The sequence below is a fragment of the endosymbiont of Lamellibrachia barhami genome, from assembly GCF_011947365.2.
Taxonomy (GTDB): Bacteria; Pseudomonadota; Gammaproteobacteria; order Chromatiales; family Chromatiaceae; genus QGON01.
On record NZ_JAAVSH020000001.1, the window covers coordinates 2,756,117 to 2,775,039 of the forward strand.

An 18,923-nucleotide genomic window follows, 5' to 3' on the forward strand; every position below is an offset into this window, starting at 1 on the left:
AAGTAGTACTTCGTTCCGGTGCGTATTGCTGTTTAAGCAGCCACCTCCTGTTGCTGTCCGGCGTTCCCGGTTAAATGGAACTCACGGGTCCGAGTAGCCTGAATAGCTCACTCTCCCTTGGGCCCTGTTCAAGGGCGGCCATTTATCAATACCTGGATATCGATAACGCGCCCGCAGGTCGATTTTCCATCGATTCTTGCCGGTAGAGAGCTTCAGATCGAGTTTGCCTCTTGCCACTGCTATCTGTTTGAGTCCAGCCTGCAGGTTTAGCGTGTCAAGATCGAGTCTGAAATGCACCTGCATATCGGGTTTATCCAGTTTCAACCCGGTCACATGCAGTTTTCCGTTATCGCACTGGATCGATTGGTCAGTGACCAAGCCTCTAAGGCAATCCAGTGTAAGGTTTTCAATAGGCTCAGCCAATTGCGGCAGTTGAATCTTGCCGATCTCAAGCCGGTAGGCACTCTTTGAAGACGGGAACCATTCGAGTTGCAGATCGATGTGTTCAGCCTGCCAGGTAGCGCCATCGATTTTTTCAATGCTGAGAGTGAGCTGATCAACAGCCAGTGCAGAAAAGATAGCGCTGAGGAGAAACAGACCACCCAAAAGGGCAGTCTGTATCGATAAATATCTAGCTCGCAGGAAAGACATCGGTGGAGAGATAGCGATCGCCCCGGTCGCAGATGATCGCAACGATGACTGCGTTCTCCACTTCACGGGAGAGCTTCAATGCCGCCGCCACCGCACCACCGGAAGAGATGCCGGCAAAGATCCCCTCTTTTGCTGCCAGTTCGCGGGTGGTCTCCTCTGCATCCTGCTGTGAGACATCGATGATCCGGTCGACCCGTTTTGGATCATAGATTTTTGGCAGGTATTCCTCTGGCCAACGACGGATTCCCGGAATATTGGAGCCCTCCATGGGTTGCACGCCAACAATTTCGATAGCTGGGTTCTGTGCCTTGAGATAGCGGGAGGTGCCCATGATGGTGCCGGTGGTGCCCATGGCGCTGACAAAGTGAGTGACCTTGCCTTCGGTATCGCGCCAGATCTCCGGTCCCGTGCCTTCGGCATGAGAAGCCGGGTTGTCCTGATTGGAAAATTGATCGAGAACAATCCCCTTTCCTTCTGCCTCCAGGCTGCGCGCACGATCGATCGCCGCTTCCATACTGCCTGCCTTTGGCGTCAGAATCAGTTCGGCCCCATAGGCCTTCATAACAGCCCGACGCTCCAGACTCATGTGCTCGGGCATTACCAGAAGCATGTGATACCCCTTGATGGCGGCCGCCATCGCCAGCGCAATGCCGGTATTGCCGCTGGTTGCCTCTATCAGGGTATCCCCCGGCTTGATCGTGCCACGCTTCTCCGCATGTTGGATCATGCTCAGGGCCGGGCGATCCTTAACGGAGCCTGCCGGATTGTTTCCCTCAAGTTTCACCAATAGGGTGTTGGATGTTTCGCCAGGGAGCCGTTGCAGACGCACCAGTGGGGTGTTGCCGATATAGTCTTCGATTGTTTTGTAGTTCATGACAGGAGTTTAGCGCGATTTCTCTGTCAAGATCAGTGGTGAATCTCAAGGTAGGCCGGTTCAAGCACGGCGGAACCGGCAACCCCAGATTTTCTGTCTGGCTGGGGATGCCCGATCCGCTGTGCTTGACCGGGCCTACTTCTTGAATATTCTGAGATCAGAAATTAACCACTTCTGATGATTTCCAGTTTCCGTCCCCATCTTCGTCGATTGAGAGGGTGTATTGGGCATTGTTGATAATGTCGATCTGGGCGATTGAACCCGCAGAACCGGTCAAAAGCATTGTTCCAAAAAAGGGCCAGACATCGAACGGATTCATCAGCATTGTGACCGGTGTCGTGATCTCCACGTAACCTTCCACCGGATGATAGTATCGACCGGAAATCGCTAGAGAGTTATTCCCTCCATAACCATCGGTAAATACCAGGGTGAAATTTTCCAGCATTTCGACGCTGCCGTCACCATTTATTACCAGCAGATTGGTAACAGTGGTTGTCGTAGCACCATTAAAATGCATTGCCAAGGTGCCGATGAAGGTCACGGAATCAGCGCCGCTGCTGACCACCAATGGCGATGCATCTTTCATAGTCAATGTCATTGAGCCAATGTCATTGATAGTGAGAATGCCGCTGATATCCACTCTGCCGTCGATCATTACGCCGGCTTCGTTACATCCGATGAAGTCCATATAACCGGAGAAACTGTCCTCACTATCTGGTATGTCGAGGAGAAATTGGACAGACCCCGATGAGCAGAAAAAAGTGTCAGATACAATGCGCTCCTGCGAAGAAGCCCGCGAAGCGGTCTTTCCCAGAGAATGGTTTACGACGTTGGTAATAACATTAATGGTACCAAGTATGAATGAACCATTCTCTCCACCCTGAGGACGCCCCGTTGCATTGGCCAGACTACCAACCGATTGGCTTGCACCAAGCCCACCGCTGGCAAACGTTTCGCCGTTCACAACAGTCACATCGGCAAGCGTTCGGCTGCCTGTATAGGCTGTGGATACGCCACCATCATCATCACCTCCGCCGCCACAAGCGCTGAGGACCAGCGAAGCACCCAAAATCATCCCTAAATATCCTGCTTTCATTCCTTTCTCCTAATCAATCTCAAGTAAATTCCCTTATAAAGGCGCGGCATTATACTCAGAATCAAGAAGAAATGGGAAGGCTATTCCCTCAATAGGTTTTTCATCTCACGTACAGCAGCATCCAGGCCCGTGAAAACTGCCCGGCAGATGATCGAGTGGCCTATATTCAGTTCACGAATGCCACCGATCTGTAAAATTGGCTGGATGTTGTGGTAGTCGAGTCCGTGGCCCGCATTGACCTGCAGACCGATCTGGTTTCCATACTCTACAGCCTGAATGATCTTTTCCAGGGCTTCATCCCGGGACCGGCCCAACGGAGCATCTGCGTAGTGTCCGGTATGGATCTCCACCACTGGCGCACCAACCTCCACAGCGGCATCCAATTGCTTCTGGTCTGCATCGATGAAAAGGGAGACCCGAACGCCTGCATCCCGGAGTTCCTCACAGTAATCCCGCATATAGTCGAGGTTCCCCGCTACATCCAACCCCCCTTCAGTGGTGAGCTCCTCTCGTTTTTCAGGTACAAGGCAGCAATCATGGGGACGAAACCTGGACGCAATGGCGGCCATTTCAGAAGTTGCAGCCATTTCGAGATTCATGCGGGTCTGTAGAATATCCGCCAACATCTCTACATCACGATCCTGGATGTGGCGCCGGTCCTCCCGCAGGTGCAGCGTGATCACATCTGCCCCTGCCTGTTCTGCAACCAGCGCAGCCTGGACAGGTTCCGGATAGCGGGTTCCCCGTGCCTGGCGCAGCGTGGCCACATGATCAATATTGACGCCCAGCAGAATCTCTTGTCTGTCACTCATCTCTTTTCCTGTTTTTCTAAACAAAATATATCGTGTTCTTCGTGGTGAGCTACGATTTCTGTGCGAACACTAGTTTGGTCCACGAAACAGCTCGCGGCTTTTTAAAGGCTTGTCTCCAAGGTAAAACGCCAGGATTCGCCTCATTAGTCCGCGCGCCTCACTCCTGGCCTGCGGCGCCAACGGGGATGCCTGTTGCAGACTGAGCAGTGTGCTGCCATGCACAATATTCTGATTATCGGCAGCATTTCCCTCCACCCTAACCGGGCCATGCTCGATATGATAATCGTAGAGGTCATCCGGTTGCACTGCATCGCCGTTTTCCGCCTCGCGATCAAGCAGCAATTCATAACCGGTCTCCCTTAACAGAGAAACCTCGAAGCTGCGTAGCGTATCCTCCAGAGAGGGATTTTCACTCAGTGCTTGCAGTGCTTTGATGTAGTGCAAAAAGAGTGTGGGATGAGGATCATTACGTTCCAGCAGGCGCATCAGCAGCTCATTCAGATAGAAACCGCAATAGAGTGCCTTACGGGCAAGTGTATAGATGTTTCCCTCGGCCTCCGCCTGTCGCAGTGTCTTTATCTCACCCCGTCCACTGACGCCGACCAGCAGTGGCCTGAAAGGTTGCAATAGCGCGCTCTTGGATGAACGCCCGGATTTTACGCCTTTGGCAATAGCGGCAAAGCGTCCATCCTGAGGAGTGAACAGCTCCAACAGAAGACTGCTGTTACGATAGTTACGCCGGTGGATAACAAAGCAGGGCTGAAGTTCCAGTGCAGACAAGGTGAAAAATCCAGCCTAATCTCCATAACCAAGGCGTACCAGCGCCGATTCGTCACTGGACCAACTTCGCTTCACTTTGACCCAGACCTCCAGATAGACTTTGCAGTCAAAAAAGCTTTCCATCGCCTTCCTGGCCTGAGTAGCCGCACTTTTCAGCGCTGCCCCGTTTTTGCCAATTATTATTGCTTTCTGTCCCGGTTTTTCCACCCACACCACAGCGCTGATTCGGTAGAGTCCGTTATCCTCTTCGAAACGCTCAATCTCGACGGAGACAGCATAGGGAAGCTCTTTTGCATAGCGTCGGGTAATCTGCTCGCGCACCATCTCAGCAGCAAAGAATTTTTCCGGCCTGTCGGTTAGTTGATCTTCAGGGAAAAAATTATCTCCGGGCGGCAGTTTTTTCAGGACGCGCGATTCAAGCGTTTCAACATTGCTTCCGTTTTTTGCTGAGATCGGAATGACTTCAGCAAAAGCATAACGCTCTGCCATTTCAGCAAGATAGGGCAAAAGTTCTTCTTTTTTCTTTATTGTATCGACCTTATTGATGGCAAGAATGACGGGCATGGAGCACTCTTGCAAGATCTTCAAAACCTTGCTGTCCTCGCTTGTCCAGCGCAGTGCTTCGACAACAAATATGATGACATCCACATCCGTCAGTGCGGACTTTGCCGTACGATTGAGGTAGCGATTCATCGCATGATCGGCCCGCTCATGAATGCCTGGCGTATCTACATACACGACCTGCCCACCATCCAGGGTCTTGATACCCAGGATACTATGCCGGGTTGTTTGTGCTTTGTGGGAGGTAATTGCCAGCTTGAGACCAATGATTCGGTTCATCAGCGTGGATTTCCCCACATTGGGACGCCCCACGATGGCTGTATAACCACAACGATTGTTGTTGTCAGGCATCTTTCAGTCCCTGCAGCATCTGTTGTGCCGCATCCTGTTCCGCTCGACGCCGACTGGAACCTTCACCCAGGGTTTCATGGCCGGTCTCAGTAATCTGGCATCGAATCTTAAAATTCTGGTTGTGAGGATCACCGCTGATCGACACGACTTCATAGCTTGGAAGGCCATGTTTTCTGGCCTGTAAAAATTCCTGCAGGCGGGTCTTCGGATCTTTCTGCTGTGCAGTGAGATCTATCTTCTCAAGACGTTCCGCAAAGAGATCCAAAGTCACTATTCGGCTTGAATGATAACCACCGTCAAGATAGACCGCAGCAATAATGGCTTCCACGGCATCGGCCAGGATGGAATCTCTTGATTGACCCCCGCTGCGTAGTTCGCCTGATCCAAGATGAAGATAGTCGCCAATCTGATGTTGCCGGGCGATAATTGCCAACGTATCCCGCTTTACCAGACTTGAACGTAAACGACTCAATTGGCCTTCACTGGCATGCCCGAAATGTTGGAAAAGCACATCCGCGATAACGAAACCCAGTATCGCATCACCCAGAAACTCAAATCTTTCATTGTTGAGACCGCCGGCACTTCGATGAGTGAGTGCCTGCTCAATAAGCGCAATATCACTGAACGAGTAGCCTAACGATCTGCAGAGGCTGTCAATTGAGGGTCTCAATTGGCGTTCAGCATGACAGATTCATTGAATGTCATCACCACATCCAGGTTGGCAAAAAGGTGTTCACGCACTTCATAATTTACATCAATGGTTGTACTGCCGCCTGAGCGCTTGATTTTGATGTGATCTTTCTTGACGTTGGTGACATAGTTGATCTCCAGACGCCGCATAAACATCTTGCGTATCGCTGAGACGGGTTTCTGGCCAATGAACGGTTCGCGCTCCAATGACTCAAGAGCAGTTTTTATCGTGTAATGCTCCATATAAACCGGCGCCATCTTTAACCCCATGAGCACAAAGAATCCAATCAAACAGAGAACAAACAGCCAACCGATGCCAGACAGCCCACGTTGTTTTTTGATGGAAAGCATGTATTTCAAACCTCAATATTTATTACGGGGGCGGAATCAAATTTGATCGGAGCAATGGGCCATTCAATACCCTGATACACATCAAATCCGACTCCGAGTCCTTTACATATTTGGCAGACAGAAATAAGTATTGGCTACGAACCTTTGGTCTCTTAATCGATTCCTCTGCCAATCCTCTCCCAGGCAATTGGTGGGAAGCCCTCTTTCATGGAATCCCAGTTCATCCAGATTCCGAAGGCCTTACCGACAAGGTTCTGATCCGGCACCAGTCCCCAACAGCGACTGTCATTACTGTTGTCACGATTGTCACCCATTGCGAAGTAGTGGCCCTCAGGTATGGTAATCGGTCCCCTGATCAATACATTGCAGCCCATGGCAAAGTCACCAGCCATCGGATGCGCCAGAATCGCATGCTCAACGCCGGCAAGGTTCTCCACCGATTTCATAGATCCGGTCTCACGCGCTCCTCCACCAGAGCCGGAATAGACTCCGACGGGTGTCTGCTGCATGGGTTTGCCATTGATGTATAAGGTCTTCATCCGATAATAGATGGTATCTCCGGGGACTGCCACGACCCGCTTGATGTAGTCGATAGCGGGGTTTTTAGGATAGCGGAATACCACCACGTCTCCCCGTTCCGGTGAACCCAGGTCGATAACCTTTTTATTCAAGACCGGCAGGCGTATTCCATATGCAAACTTGTTGACCAGGATAAAGTCACCCACCAGCAGCGTCGGCATCATGGAGCCTGATGGAATGCGAAAGGGCTCCACCATAAAGGATCGCAGGATCAGGACAGCGAAGATAACAGGAAAGAAAGAGCGGGCATATTCAACCATCAGCGGTTCGCTTCTGGTCTCCAATGCTGAAGCCTCTGCTACGCGGCGTCGCTTTCTTGCAGGGGCAAAGAAAAGCGCATCAATCAGCCATATTCCACCAGTGACAGCACTTGCCAACACCAAAAAAGCAGGGAAATCAAAATTCATGGTTACGAAGGAGTTCCTGATTATTAATTATGGAGAGATGCAGATTTCATATTTCCTACTGATATCTGCAATCAATTATCTTTTCCCACCTGCAGCACGGCAAGGAAGGCATCCTGAGGGATCTCCACCCGTCCTACCTGCTTCATGCGTTTCTTGCCCGCCTTCTGCTTTTCCAGCAGCTTGCGTTTACGGGTAATATCACCGCCATAACACTTGGCGGTAACATTTTTGCGTAACGCCTTGACAGTGGTGCGGGCAATGACTTTACTGCCGATAGCTGCCTGAATTGCCACCTCGAACATCTGTCTGGGAATGAGTTCTTTCATCTTTGAGGTCAATTCGCGGCCCCTGGTCTGAGAATGGTCTTTGTGAACAATCAGCGAGAGGGCGTCAACCATCTCACCATTGATCAGAATATCGAGCTTGACCAACGGTGCCGGTTGAAATCGTTTGAACTCATATTCGAAAGACGCATAACCCCGACTCACGGATTTCAAGCGGTCAAAAAAATCGAGCACCACCTCATTCAATGGCAATTCGTACTTGACCGTAACCTGCCCTCCAAGGTACTGCATCGATTTTTGCACACCCCGTTTTTCTATACATAGCGTGATCACGGCCCCCAGATGCTCCTGAGGCACCAGGATAGTGGCGCTGATGATCGGCTCCCGAACTTCATCGATCTTCATTGGATCAGGCAGATTTGCCGGATTCTCGATGCGTATCAACTCCCCATTGTTGAGCAATATCTCATAAACCACTGAGGGAGCAGTTGTGATCAGGTTGAGGTCATACTCACGTTCCAGACGCTCCTGAACAATCTCCATATGCAGCATACCGAGAAAACCGCAGCGAAAGCCGAACCCTAAAGCTTGGGAGGTTTCGGGTTCATAGTGTAGCGAAGCATCATTCAGGCGCAGCTTCTGCAACGCATCACGGAGATTTTCGTAATCATCCGAGCTGACAGGATAGAGGCCGGAAAAGACCCTGGGTCTTATCTCTTCAAATCCCGCCAGTGGCGCTTCTGCTTTGCGTTTTTCGAGGGTAATCGTGTCGCCCACCGGCGCGCCATCGATCTCTTTGATCCCGGCGATGAGATAGCCTACCTCGCCGGTGCCCAGCACAGATTTGTTGAGCCGCTTGGGCGTAAAAACACCCACTTTTTCCACTTGATAGGTCCGCTCCGTGGACATTATGAACATCTTGTCCTTGGGTTTGATGGAACCATTCACCACCCGGATCAGAGAGATAACCCCCACATAGGGGTCGAACCAGGAGTCAATGATCAGTGCCTGTAGCGGAGCATCCAAATCGCCTTCTGGTGGAGGAATCCTCTTGACCAGATCATCCAGCAGATCAGTAATGCCAAAACCGGTCTTGGCGCTGACGTTGAGGGCTTCGGATGCATCGATGCCGATGATCTCTTCGATCTCGTTGATCACCCGCTCCGGCTCCGCCGAGGGCAGGTCGATCTTGTTTAGTACCGGCATCACTTCGAGTCCCTGTTCGATGGCGGTATAGCAGTTGGCCACGCTCTGGGCTTCCACCCCCTGCGCGGCATCGACCACCAGGAGAGCCCCTTCGCAAGCTGCCAGGGAACGGGAAACCTCATAGGAGAAATCCACATGACCAGGTGTATCGATAAAGTTGAGTTGGTAGGTCTCGCCATCCTTCGCCGTATAATCCAGCGTGACGCTCTGGGCCTTGATGGTAATGCCCCGTTCCCGCTCCAGATCCATGGAATCAAGCACTTGCGACTCCATTTCGCGTTCGCTCAGTCCACCGCACACCTGTATGAAACGATCTGCAATCGTGGATTTGCCATGATCAATATGGGCAATGATGGAAAAATTCCGTATGTGTCGCAAATCAGTCATGGAGTCGATGATATCCGGGCCGGTGATAGGAACCTCCGTTCCTGAAACCAGCCCAGGTGAGCGCAGATGCCGCAAAAGGCGACAATCATACCAAATCAGACTCCCTGCAAATAGCGCCGCAGTCCGGCTTCATCGAGAAAATATTCACTCAACCGGATTCCCTCACCATTTTCGAGCACCGGCACAAAGTCGTTATATCTGGCCCGTGTCGCTGGATCGCGGTCTATATCGACCAAATCCAGAGGAAACATCTGCTCCCTCTGGAGCTGCTGTAGTTGTTCCAGCATATCTTCACATAGGTGGCAACCGTCACGATAGAACAGTTTCAGTGGTGTCATTCCTTCGGGACACGCAGAGCCAGGAACATGGGGCCGGAAGTACGGTGTACCAGCAAGGCGACCGTCTTGCCTTCAGGTAACCTTTTGACCAACTGCCCGAACTGCTTCGCATTCTCAACATTATTGTTATTCAACATCATAATGACATCACCTTCCCTGACGCCTGCCTCACGCGCCTCATTACCCGTCACCGAATCGACCATTACCCCCTGACCTGGTGGTAGCGCCAATTGACTGAGATGCTCTTCGGTAAGATCGGAGACAGTCACGCCAAGCCGGTTTTTCGCAACTTTTGGTTTCACCTGCCGGGCCAGTTGAGCACCCTCCTCAGGTGGCAATTCGCCTATATTGACCATGACAATGATATTCTTTCCGCCACGTAATATCTCCAGGCGTGCAGGGCGATCGACGCGACTGCTGCCGACTAGCGGCGGCAATTCGGATGAGCTGCGCAATTCGGTACCATTATATTTGAGTATTACGTCACCCACTTGCAGGCCCGCTTGGGAGGAGGGACTGTCGGGCAACACTCTGGCAACCAGGGCGCCGCGCGGACGGGACATGTGGAAGCTTTCCGCCAGCTCCCCCGTGACATCCTGAATCAGCACCCCCAACCAGCCACGACTCACATGGCCACGGGTTTTTAGCTGATCCGCCACATTCATCGCCACATCGATGGGGATTGCAAAAGAGAGTCCCATGAACCCACCGGAGCGGCTGTAGATCTGAGAGTTCACCCCAACCACTTCGCCCTTGAGATTGAAGAGCGGACCACCTGAATTGCCTGGATTGATGGCAACATCGGTTTGAATGAAGGGTACATAGTTTTCGCTCGGCAGACTTCGCCCCTTTGCACTGACGATACCAGCGGTAACTGAATGGTCGAAGCCAAAAGGAGAGCCGATGGCCAATACCCATTCACCAACTTTCAACTCTTTTGAACTGCCGACCTTCACTACAGGAAGATTGGTGGCTTCGATCTTGATCAGCGCAACGTCACTGCGTTCGTCTGTGCCAATCAGCCTGGCGACATATTCACGCCGATTGTGCATTCTGACGATGATTTCGTCCGCTTCCGCAACGACATGGTTGTTGGTGAGAATATAGCCATCGGGAGATATGATGAAACCTGAACCGAGAGACTGTTTCTCCACCTCGTCCTCTTGCAGATTTCCATGTTCATCGAGAAATCGCCTGAGCAATTCGCCAAAAGGGTTGCCATCCGGGATCTCCGGGATGTTGAATTGGCGCATCTGCTGACGGATGCTCTGCTGCTGGTGAGTACTGATATTGACTACCGATGGCGCATTTTTCGCGGCAAGGCCTGTAAAATCCGGCAGCTGTGCCTGTGCCGGGATGCTCAGCAGAGCAACCATGACAAGAACCGTCCACTGCACCAGAGGGGAAGTAAGGGATTTCATAAACTAACTCCTTGCATAGCCGGGGCACACAAACTTAATTTGTAGTAATTTGTAGGGTCGGAGTCAAATTTGATCAAAGCAACAAGACATTCAATATCGGATGCCCATCAAATTTGACTCCGCCCCCTTCGCCTAAAAATGTACTGGACTAATCGATGCCTGCCGGAGGATAACCGCCTGAAAAGCGCTGTCACGTTCTCCCCCCAAGGCATGCCGTTGAGCCAGAAACAATCCAAGAATCAGTCCCAATAGACCACATAAAATAGCGATGAGTTCCCCGGCAGATTGGAAGTACTGCCCCATCAACTCCTGCCCGGCAAGGGCGAATGAGATCATGAAAAACAGGGGCAACAGGTAAGCAACAAGTGATGCGTTCACCAGTGCCCTCTCCTGCAGGCCAATAACGACTCGTTCCCCGGGTTTAGCATCTATAGCATTGAGAACCCGCAATTGATTGTGTTTGCGCTTGAAGAGTCCGGAGATCACGGAAGTGCCGCAACTGTCTGCAGAGTGGCAGGAACCACAAGCCGCCTTTTGCTGGGTTTCCACCACTGCGTGATCACCTTCGCAGGAGACCACGGTTGCATTTTCCTCAATCATTCTGTGCGCGCAGTATTATGAACACGACGCATGGATTTCACCACACTGAGAAGCGTCACAGCAGGGACTTCTCCTACAGCAGTGACCTGATGGTCGTCCACCTGTCCGCCCCATGCGTTGATTGCGCCTAGGCGTGAAACGCCCTCCAGGGCAGTGGTCTGACCACTCGGTTCGATAAACACCGAGAGAGAGGCAAGACCGTCACTCAATACGTAATGTTCGACCATCTCGCCATCCGTTGAGTTGGGCAACAGATCCTGCACTCTAAGGGTAAAACCAGCCGGTAAATTACTGAACGACCAGTTTGCGACACTGCTTGTGGTTCTTTCTGGCGTATTTGAATTTGCATCGATAGTTTTGCGGGGGCTTTTGTGCACCACAACACCCAACTCTGCAGTACCCACTTCCAGTTCGGTGAACATCGTCTGTTCCACCGCCTCCCCTTCTTCATTCATGAGGTCGGACTTAAGCGGAAGTGCACTTTCCTGATCCAGATAGAAGCGGTAACCGTAACGAAAACCGTCTCGCGGAATGATCGCCACGACCTTGACCTGACGATCAGCGACTCTTGTCTCACCAAGCGTGCGGAACGCATAGCTCAATGAGAGTTGCTCCAGATGCTCAGGTAACAGGTCGAGGAATTTATTCGTTGGTGGCCGCTTGTCGATAGAGACCTGTTGCGATTCCGGCATGACACAAGTAACAGAGTCCCGATCACGTATCACTTCACGGGGCGCACCATTGAGCGAGATCAATCTTTCATGGGGTTGGCCATCGCTTATCGCATGGATGATGCGCATTGTCTCCAGTTGATTGTCATGCAGATAGATGAATGTCCCTTGATATTCGAGAACCCTGACAGCCTCCATCATGCGCTCCAACCACTGGCGCGCTACATTTTCATCGTCAGATGCCGTGACTGACCCGGCAAAGAGGAGCAGAAAGAGCGCAAATCCGCAAAATGCAGTCATGCCAGACTGAAGAAAAGAGGAAACCCCCGTGGGCCGGGAGAGACAAGGAGAACGACATCCCAAACCATTCATGAAGCAATCACCGTGCTCCGTCATAACTCACGAAAGTTGCATATGGCATGATTCCTTTCATGTTGCCGGCTGGAGCATACTCCTGGTGATTTACCAGATAACTGTTCAGACGGGATTCAACTTCAGGTTTGGCCAGCAACTCCCAACGCGTACCTTTCTGACTGGCATAGGTACGCTCATTGGGTGATTGATTTACCGCGACCTGCGGCAGGGGGGTTCCTCCCTGCTCCGGGTTGATAAACTGCGGCGCAACCATCACGGCCATCAGCGCCACTGAAGCAGCGATTGCCGCACCGGCAACGGGTTTAACCCATCTGCGACCGATATTACCCGGAGCGAGTACGACTGGCTCATCCTCCAGACGCTGTCTGATTGAAGCTGCCAGGTTCGGCATCACAGCCGGACCTGTTTCCCGACGCATCACATCACCAATCAGATAGTAACGACTCCAGGAAGCTTGTTGATCCTCGCTGCGAATAAGCTCTTTTAGCGCACCGGGAATTTCAAAGGCGGATAGTTCATCATCCGTCAATGCGGACAGTTTTTCTCGCTCTTTTTCTGTCATTGCCGTAACCACTTATTATGGGTTAATCAAGGGTTGTAAACGTTTATCGATTGCCTCGCGTGCCCGGAATATACGGGAACGCACTGTGCCGACTGGACAGGACATGGCCTCGGCAATCTCTTCATAACTCATTCCTTCAAGCTCACGCAGAACGATGGCTGTGCGCAGATCCTCCGGCAAGGCATCAAGCGCATGCTGTACCGTTATGGTGATCTCTTCAGTCAGCACATGGTTCTCTGGCGTCCCATACTCCTTAAGACGCGAACCTTCATCCAATTGTTCCGCCGTTTCAGGTTCCACATCCCACGAGGGTGGGCGTCGACTCTGGGCTACGAGGTAATTCTTAGCCGTATTGATAGCAATGCGGTACAACCAGGTGTAGAAGGCACTCTCGCCACGGAACCGGGGGAGCGCCTTGTAGGCCTTGATAAAGGCCTCCTGCGTGACGTCCAACACCTCGTGGGAGTCCCGGATGTAACGGGAGACCAGATTGGCGATCTTCTGCTGGTATTTGAGCACCAACACATCGAAAGCCTTCTTATCGCCCTGCTGTACACGGATGACCAGTTCCTGATCGACTTGCCGCTCGCCCATCCGGGCTTTACCCTCCTCGTGACTCGCGCTTCCTTGCGCTCAGTCTCATTGACAACCATAGGATGAATTAGTTCGTGCGATCCCATACTTTATTGACTTGGTTCAATGAACCTTCGATTTGCGCTAGGATGCAGTCTGATTTAAGTGCGCATTATCACTGTATCCACCCCGCCTCGCAAATATGACTAAAGATCACCTCCACGACGTATTGATCATTGGCAGCGGCGCTGCCGGACTCAGCCTGGCTTTGCGGCTGCGAAAAGACCTGAAAGTTGCGGTCATCTCCAAACGGGAGATTGAAGAGGGCAGCACTTATTACGCCCAGGGAGGTATCTCGGCAGTACTGGATGAGGGGGATACCCTCTCCTCCCACGTCGAAGATACCCTTGATGCCGGCGCAGGGCTCTGTGATGAGGATACCGTCCGGCTGGTGGTCGAACACGGGCCCAAAAGCATCGACTGGCTGATGTCCAATGGCGTCCACTTTACCCGCGACGACTCTGCTGTCAGCAGTGGTGGTTACCACCTGACACGGGAGGGAGGACACTCCCACCGGCGAGTTATTCACGCTGCGGACGCAACGGGGAAAGAGGTGGAATTGACCCTGGAATCCCAGGTGATGTCACGCTCAAATGTGGAGATATTCGAACACCACATTGCTATCGATCTGATTGCCGGTGGTGAAAACGGCACCCAAAAAGCCAAACGTTGCCTGGGTGCCTACATTCTCAACCAGAAAAACGGCAAGGTGGACACATTTCGTGCGCGCTTCGTCATACTCGCAACCGGCGGCGCCAGTAAAGTCTACCTCTACACCAGCAATCCCGATGTCTCAACCGGGGATGGCATTGCCATGGCCTGGCGAACAGGCTGTCGGGTCGCGAATATGGAGTTCATTCAATTCCACCCCACCTGCCTCTACCACCCCCAGGCGAAGACATTCCTTATTACCGAGGCGGTTCGGGGAGAAGGCGGTCACCTACTGTTGCCGGATGGCAGTCGTTTCATGCCCAACTTCGATGAGCGTGCCGAGTTGGCTCCAAGAGATATCGTTGCCCGAGCCATCGACCACGAAATGAAACGCATCGGCGCCGACTGCCTGTTTCTCGATATCAGTCATAAACCGGCTGACTTCATCAGGGAACACTTTCCAACCATCTATAAGAGTTGCCTTGATTTCGGCATCGACATCACCCGTGAACCCATTCCCGTTGTGCCCGCCGCTCACTATACCTGTGGTGGGGTAATGACCGATCACCAGGCACAAACGGACCTGCCGGGTCTTTACGCCATAGGAGAGACTGCCTACACCGGGCTGCACGGGGCCAACCGCATGGCCAGCAACTCACTGCTTGAGTGTCTGGTGTTTGCCGAACTGGCTACTGAACATATCCATAGGAATGTAGATAAAACACCCTTCCCGCCGGAACTCCCCCCTTGGGATGAGAGCCGTGTTACCGACTCTGACGAAGAGGTGGTGGTCTCACACAACTGGGACGAGCTGCGACGCTTCATGTGGGACTATGTGGGTATAGTACGCAGCAACAAAAGACTGGAACGCGCCAAACGCCGGGTCGAACTATTGAGAAGGGAGATCGGCGAATACTACGGCAATTTCCGTGTCAGCAACGATCTGCTGGAACTACGTAATCTGGTTGACGTGGCAGACCTGATCATTCGTTCTGCCCAGAGCCGCAGGGAGAGTCGTGGGCTACACTACACCATCGATTTCCCCTACCGGGATGATCAGGTGCAACGCAAAGCCACGGTGCTGATTCCCGACAACTACTCGCCAAAACGAAAAAACTAAACAGTCCAGACCAAGTCACAGAAACATCGTGGTATAATCGTTAAATTGTATATCCTGGATGTCAGAAATTGGGGGCCGTAGCTTTTTTGCCGCCACCGAAACCACGGCAGCCGCGGCAGGCACCAATAAACCCACTGGAGACCTGAAGAACATGGACCATCTCGAATGGACAAAAGACCTGAATACCGGGGTCAATGTCATCGACAAACAACACAGGCGCATCGTTGATTATATCAATCAACTGGTGGATGCCACAGAGACTGGTGATTATGAATCAATTTCCGATGTCTTTGACGGGTTGATCGACTACACGATTACCCATTTTACCTTTGAAGAGGGTCTCCAGGAGAAGGCTGGATACGAATTTCGATCCGCGCACCAGCGGGTTCACAAAGTCTTCATAAAAAAACTCGGCGAATATAAGAAGGATTTCGATGACGGTAATGTTGATGCAGTAAAACAGGTCAACAGAATGCTGCGCAACTGGCTCATCAACCACATCAAGAATGATGACGCAGATTATGTACCCGCTGTGCAGAAGATGCTCGGTACCGAAAAGAAAAGCGGTTGGCTATCCCGTAGTCTGGGCAGGTTCTTTGGTGGTTCTGACGCCTGAATGAGTAAATACAACCCGGTTTTTCATACATCCCCTACTGGATAAGATTTAGATTTCTTTATCGTCGGAAAAATTGACACCTTTCATTTTTCTGACGCCTGTCTTTTCTCGTTTTACCGCCTTTTCCCCTCCACAAATTCCTGATCCTCTGAAATAACGAACAACTTTCCCCAAACGGGAATAAATCGCTGGATGTTGTCAGTGGATTTTACAGTTACCACTTCGATTCCTGGGAAGTTATTGCCTAGCGAGTTAATTTTGAATCTACTTCCCAAAATAATCATTGGGGAACTCTGTTCCTCTTATATTTTTTTGTTTTATTTCAATAATATATACGTTATTCATGGATCCTTTCCAGGGAAACCCCGCCACTGACCTAAAACAAAAAACAAAGATTGGCCCACCCTTTGCAATATCAGTGATGTAAATCAATTTTTTGAGATCACTCAATATGGCAAAAGCAAATTCTTTACTCTCTAAATCCCTGCAAGTGGCTGCGGGGGCTGTGCTGCTTACATTCGCAGGCACGACGCAGGCAATCACAGTTGACGGGGATATCAACGACTGGCTCAGCGCACCGCAGGGGCAGGCTTCAGACTGGGGCAATATATTGCGCAGCTCCATATTCCATGTCGACGAAGATCAGAATAGCTACTATCTCGATCCTGGATATGGCGGTCAGGCCTATGATGTAGAGGCCATATTTGCAGAACAGATGGGAACAAGCCTGAGTATCGCCATCGTGACCGGCCGTGACCCGAATGCGAGCGGCTGGGCTGGCGGCGATATCTCCTTCAACTTCGATTTCGGCGCCGACGCCACCAGCTTCGAATTCGGTATCGTCACCCGCGATCACGACGGCATGACCCAAGGTGATGTCTATGCGGTAAGTGACTGGAATTACGGCATCTGGACAGCGCCAAATGTCTACAATCCCGGCGGCACAAGTCTGTACAAGGAGTCCCATCCCGTCAATATAAAGAGTGGTTCACTACTGGGCAGCGTCAATCTCGAGTATACCGACCTGCTCTACAACGGCAGCAGCCCGAATCAGATCGGCGCATTCTCCGGGGATCACTTCATGATCGAAACCAGTCTCGACCTTGCCATGCTCGACCTGGTCAACCTGGGCCTGGATGACGACCCCTATCGCATCCACTGGGCACCCAACTGCAACAACGACTGGCTGCAACTGGATATGCCAGCCGCACATGTACCCGAGCCGGGAACCCTGCTTCTGTTGACCATAGGCCTGGTGGGAATGGCCGGACGCCGCCGCATGAGCCGTAAGACAAAATAATAAAGATCACAGCAGCAATTTGGGTGGCCCGCAGTTTGTGGCCACCTTTTTTTATGCACAATAAAAAAGCCCGCATCTGTTTCCAGATGCGGGCTTTTTCAAGACAGTATCTATCAGGAATTCAAAGACTGATAGTAATCCATCAGGATCTGCGCCACTTCGGGACGGGAGAACTCAGCCGGAGGCGCGATGCCCTGGCCCAGCATCTCACGTACTTTGGTGCCGGAGAGCAGCACAAAATCTTCTTTGCTGTGATCCGGCGCGTCACGCATCATCACAACCTTGTTGAGCTTCTTGGAATAGGCAGTGTGGTCGGCGCGGAAGATCTCGATATCCAGCATGCCTGCGGGCACTTCGTCATCGAAGATGGTCTGTGCGTCGAAGGCGCCGTAGTAGTCACCAACACCGGCATGGTCGCGACCGATGATGAAGTGGCTGGCACCCATGTTCTGACGAAAATAGGCGTGCAGCACGGCTTCGCGGGGACCGGCGTAGAGCATGTCGAAGCCGTATCCGGTGATCATCACGCTGTTCGGCGGGAAGTAGAGTTCGGCCATCTTGCGGATAGCGGCATCACGAACCGGCGCGGGAATATCACCTTTCTTCAGCTTACCCAGCAGCATATGAATGACAAGGCCGTCACAACCCAGACGATCCATCGCCATGTGGCACAGCTCTTCGTGAGCCAGATGCATCGGGTTGCGGGTCTGGAAAGCAACAACCTTCTCCCAGCCGTGCTCCTTGATCTCGTTGCGAATCTCGACAGCAGTACGGAAAGTATCGGGGAAATCGCTCTGGAAGTAGGAGAAGCTCAATACCTGGATCGGACCGGAGATTGCGACACGGCCTTGGGTATTGAAGGCTTTGACGCCGACGTGATCCATATCCTGAGTGCGGTAGACCTTGTCGGTCATAACCTTCATCTGATCGTCGGAGACGGTTTCGATATTTTCCACATCCATGATGGCCAACACAGGGTTGCCTTCCATGTTGGGATCACGCAGTGCGATGCGCCTGGCATCACCAATGGCATCAACACTATCCACCAGGCAGAGAACCGGCACCGGGAAGTGGCTGCCGTCGGTCAGCGTCATGGATTCTGCTGCGCCCATGGCATCGGCCACGTTCATGAAGCCCTTGAGCGGGTTGAAGTAACCGGTGCCCATCATCACCGCGTTACCAGCGGCCTGCGAACTGACCATGACAGACGGAAGACTTTCCGCCTCGTGGGACAGTTTGTGATGCTCGTCCGGATCGTAGACAAACAGAGGTTGCAGTTCGTCGGAACCTACTGGCTTGATCATGATATTTCGTCTCCTTCGCTTCGCACGAATATTCAATCAACCGGTCGGGCCACACGTGTGATCCGAACCGGCACAGGATTCTCAAAAGAGCGTTAGGTTATCTTGCTGATATTGCTAATTATTAACATCAGAAAGATCGCTTAACTTTATGTTTTAACAATAAAACTACGCATCAAGCGCAGTTTCTGAAATCTAAAGCAGACATACCCTATCACAGCCGGGGATTATCCATCCAAAATTTATTTTTATGTGGTCAGCAAAATTCCAATGGAAGAGACTATTTCTCCGCAAATTTGCACGTTT

20 protein-coding genes are annotated in these 18,923 nt (G+C 51.8%); 3 read left to right on the plus strand and 17 right to left on the minus strand.

The annotated features are described in order from the left end of the window. Window positions 1–81: 81 nt before the first annotated feature. The 16 genes from G9Q73_RS12460 to rpoE all read right to left on the minus strand — a co-directional run bounded on the left by G9Q73_RS12460 (window position 82) and on the right by rpoE (window position 13,590). Window positions 82–606 (minus strand): hypothetical protein, encoded by a 525-nt coding sequence (locus tag G9Q73_RS12460; RefSeq protein WP_177420072.1) that lies wholly within the window; start codon window positions 604–606, stop codon window positions 82–84. A 25-nt stretch (window positions 607–631) separates the two neighbouring features. Further along, window positions 632–1,525 carry a cysteine synthase CysM gene (gene cysM, locus G9Q73_RS12465; protein ID WP_177420073.1) on the minus strand — a complete coding sequence of 298 codons (894 nt, stop codon included), beginning with the start codon at window positions 1,523–1,525 and terminating at the stop codon, window positions 632–634. Window positions 1,526–1,682: 157 nt separating this feature from the next. Next, on the minus strand, window positions 1,683–2,621 hold the full coding sequence (locus G9Q73_RS12470) for a hypothetical protein (RefSeq protein WP_177420074.1): 939 nt from the start codon (window positions 2,619–2,621) through the stop codon (window positions 1,683–1,685). Between the two features lie 80 nt (window positions 2,622–2,701). Beyond that, entirely contained in the window at window positions 2,702–3,433 is a 732-nt protein-coding gene (pdxJ, locus tag G9Q73_RS12475) for a pyridoxine 5'-phosphate synthase (RefSeq protein WP_177420075.1), read from the minus strand. A 69-nt stretch (window positions 3,434–3,502) separates the two neighbouring features. Then, window positions 3,503–4,213, minus strand: coding sequence for a DNA repair protein RecO (gene recO / locus G9Q73_RS12480; protein WP_177420076.1), 711 nt, complete (start codon window positions 4,211–4,213; stop codon window positions 3,503–3,505). Between the two features lie 15 nt (window positions 4,214–4,228). Further along, window positions 4,229–5,125 carry a GTPase Era gene (gene era, locus G9Q73_RS12485; protein ID WP_177420077.1) on the minus strand — a complete coding sequence of 299 codons (897 nt, stop codon included), beginning with the start codon at window positions 5,123–5,125 and terminating at the stop codon, window positions 4,229–4,231. Then, window positions 5,118–5,795: a ribonuclease III gene (gene rnc / locus G9Q73_RS12490; RefSeq protein ID WP_177420078.1), complete on the minus strand. Its 678-nt coding sequence runs from the start codon at window positions 5,793–5,795 to the stop codon at window positions 5,118–5,120. Before rnc ends, era begins: the two co-directional genes overlap by 8 nt. After that, a complete protein-coding gene (locus tag G9Q73_RS12495) occupies window positions 5,792–6,166 on the minus strand; it encodes a DUF4845 domain-containing protein (RefSeq protein ID WP_177420079.1) in 375 nt (124 codons plus the stop codon). Before G9Q73_RS12495 ends, rnc begins: the two co-directional genes overlap by 4 nt. 152 nt (window positions 6,167–6,318) lie before the next feature. Continuing rightward, window positions 6,319–7,152 (minus strand): signal peptidase I, encoded by an 834-nt coding sequence (gene lepB, locus G9Q73_RS12500; RefSeq protein WP_177420080.1) that lies wholly within the window; start codon window positions 7,150–7,152, stop codon window positions 6,319–6,321. Between the two features lie 71 nt (window positions 7,153–7,223). Continuing rightward, a complete protein-coding gene (gene lepA / locus G9Q73_RS12505) occupies window positions 7,224–9,029 on the minus strand; it encodes a translation elongation factor 4 (RefSeq protein WP_177420081.1) in 1,806 nt (601 codons plus the stop codon). A 95-nt stretch (window positions 9,030–9,124) separates the two neighbouring features. Beyond that, window positions 9,125–9,367, minus strand: a complete 243-nt coding sequence (locus G9Q73_RS12510) for a glutaredoxin family protein (RefSeq protein ID WP_177420082.1) — start codon at window positions 9,365–9,367, stop codon at window positions 9,125–9,127. After that, complete coding sequence (locus G9Q73_RS12515) at window positions 9,364–10,788, minus strand: DegQ family serine endoprotease (protein WP_177420083.1); 1,425 nt, start codon at window positions 10,786–10,788, stop codon at window positions 9,364–9,366. The genes G9Q73_RS12510 and G9Q73_RS12515 overlap by 4 nt, the downstream gene beginning before the upstream one ends. Window positions 10,789–10,920: 132 nt before the next feature. Next, window positions 10,921–11,388, minus strand: a complete 468-nt coding sequence (locus G9Q73_RS12520) for a SoxR reducing system RseC family protein (RefSeq protein ID WP_177420084.1) — start codon at window positions 11,386–11,388, stop codon at window positions 10,921–10,923. Further along, window positions 11,385–12,359, minus strand: coding sequence for a MucB/RseB C-terminal domain-containing protein (locus G9Q73_RS12525; protein WP_177420085.1), 975 nt, complete (start codon window positions 12,357–12,359; stop codon window positions 11,385–11,387). The genes G9Q73_RS12520 and G9Q73_RS12525 overlap by 4 nt, the downstream gene beginning before the upstream one ends. Window positions 12,360–12,438: 79 nt before the next feature. Then, window positions 12,439–12,996 (minus strand): sigma-E factor negative regulatory protein, encoded by a 558-nt coding sequence (locus G9Q73_RS12530; RefSeq protein WP_177420086.1) that lies wholly within the window; start codon window positions 12,994–12,996, stop codon window positions 12,439–12,441. Between the two features lie 15 nt (window positions 12,997–13,011). Then, entirely contained in the window at window positions 13,012–13,590 is a 579-nt protein-coding gene (gene rpoE, locus G9Q73_RS12535) for an RNA polymerase sigma factor RpoE (RefSeq protein WP_177420087.1), read from the minus strand. Between the two features lie 181 nt (window positions 13,591–13,771). Between rpoE and nadB the strand changes: the two genes are divergently transcribed. The 3 genes from nadB (at window position 13,772) to G9Q73_RS12550 (ending at window position 17,316) form a co-directional block, all read left to right on the plus strand. Further along, window positions 13,772–15,400: an L-aspartate oxidase gene (gene nadB / locus G9Q73_RS12540; RefSeq protein ID WP_177420088.1), complete on the plus strand. Its 1,629-nt coding sequence runs from the start codon at window positions 13,772–13,774 to the stop codon at window positions 15,398–15,400. 58 nt (window positions 15,401–15,458) lie between these two features. Next, window positions 15,459–16,016: a bacteriohemerythrin gene (locus tag G9Q73_RS12545; protein ID WP_246345244.1), complete on the plus strand. Its 558-nt coding sequence runs from the start codon at window positions 15,459–15,461 to the stop codon at window positions 16,014–16,016. 451 nt (window positions 16,017–16,467) lie between these two features. Next, entirely contained in the window at window positions 16,468–17,316 is an 849-nt protein-coding gene (locus G9Q73_RS12550) for a PEP-CTERM sorting domain-containing protein (protein WP_177420089.1), read from the plus strand. 113 nt (window positions 17,317–17,429) lie between these two features. Here the strand turns inward: G9Q73_RS12550 and sat are convergent, their stop codons facing one another. Further along, on the minus strand, window positions 17,430–18,620 hold the full coding sequence (gene sat, locus G9Q73_RS12555; protein WP_177420090.1) for a sulfate adenylyltransferase: 1,191 nt from the start codon (window positions 18,618–18,620) through the stop codon (window positions 17,430–17,432). Window positions 18,621–18,923 lie beyond the last annotated feature (303 nt).

Excerpts from the sequence above, each read along its gene's own strand:
- cysM (WP_177420073.1), bottom strand. The coding sequence starts at position 1,525 with ATGAACTACAAAACAATCGAAGACTATATCGGCAACACCCCACTGGTG.
- G9Q73_RS12550 (WP_177420089.1), top strand. The coding sequence starts at position 16,468 with ATGGCAAAAGCAAATTCTTTACTCTCTAAATCCCTGCAAGTGGCTGCG.
- G9Q73_RS12520 (WP_177420084.1), bottom strand. The coding sequence starts at position 11,388 with ATGATTGAGGAAAATGCAACCGTGGTCTCCTGCGAAGGTGATCACGCA.
- era (WP_177420077.1), bottom strand. The coding sequence starts at position 5,125 with ATGCCTGACAACAACAATCGTTGTGGTTATACAGCCATCGTGGGGCGT.
- lepB (WP_177420080.1), bottom strand. The coding sequence starts at position 7,152 with ATGAATTTTGATTTCCCTGCTTTTTTGGTGTTGGCAAGTGCTGTCACT.
- lepA (WP_177420081.1), bottom strand. The coding sequence starts at position 9,029 with ATGACTGATTTGCGACACATACGGAATTTTTCCATCATTGCCCATATT.
- sat (WP_177420090.1), bottom strand. The coding sequence starts at position 18,620 with ATGATCAAGCCAGTAGGTTCCGACGAACTGCAACCTCTGTTTGTCTAC.
- pdxJ (WP_177420075.1), bottom strand. The coding sequence starts at position 3,433 with ATGAGTGACAGACAAGAGATTCTGCTGGGCGTCAATATTGATCATGTG.
- G9Q73_RS12525 (WP_177420085.1), bottom strand. The coding sequence starts at position 12,359 with ATGACTGCATTTTGCGGATTTGCGCTCTTTCTGCTCCTCTTTGCCGGG.
- G9Q73_RS12495 (WP_177420079.1), bottom strand. The coding sequence starts at position 6,166 with ATGCTTTCCATCAAAAAACAACGTGGGCTGTCTGGCATCGGTTGGCTG.
- G9Q73_RS12510 (WP_177420082.1), bottom strand. The coding sequence starts at position 9,367 with ATGACACCACTGAAACTGTTCTATCGTGACGGTTGCCACCTATGTGAA.
- G9Q73_RS12470 (WP_177420074.1), bottom strand. The coding sequence starts at position 2,621 with ATGAAAGCAGGATATTTAGGGATGATTTTGGGTGCTTCGCTGGTCCTC.
- nadB (WP_177420088.1), top strand. The coding sequence starts at position 13,772 with ATGACTAAAGATCACCTCCACGACGTATTGATCATTGGCAGCGGCGCT.
- G9Q73_RS12515 (WP_177420083.1), bottom strand. The coding sequence starts at position 10,788 with ATGAAATCCCTTACTTCCCCTCTGGTGCAGTGGACGGTTCTTGTCATG.
- G9Q73_RS12545 (WP_246345244.1), top strand. The coding sequence starts at position 15,459 with ATGTCAGAAATTGGGGGCCGTAGCTTTTTTGCCGCCACCGAAACCACG.
- G9Q73_RS12530 (WP_177420086.1), bottom strand. The coding sequence starts at position 12,996 with ATGACAGAAAAAGAGCGAGAAAAACTGTCCGCATTGACGGATGATGAA.
- rpoE (WP_177420087.1), bottom strand. The coding sequence starts at position 13,590 with ATGGGCGAGCGGCAAGTCGATCAGGAACTGGTCATCCGTGTACAGCAG.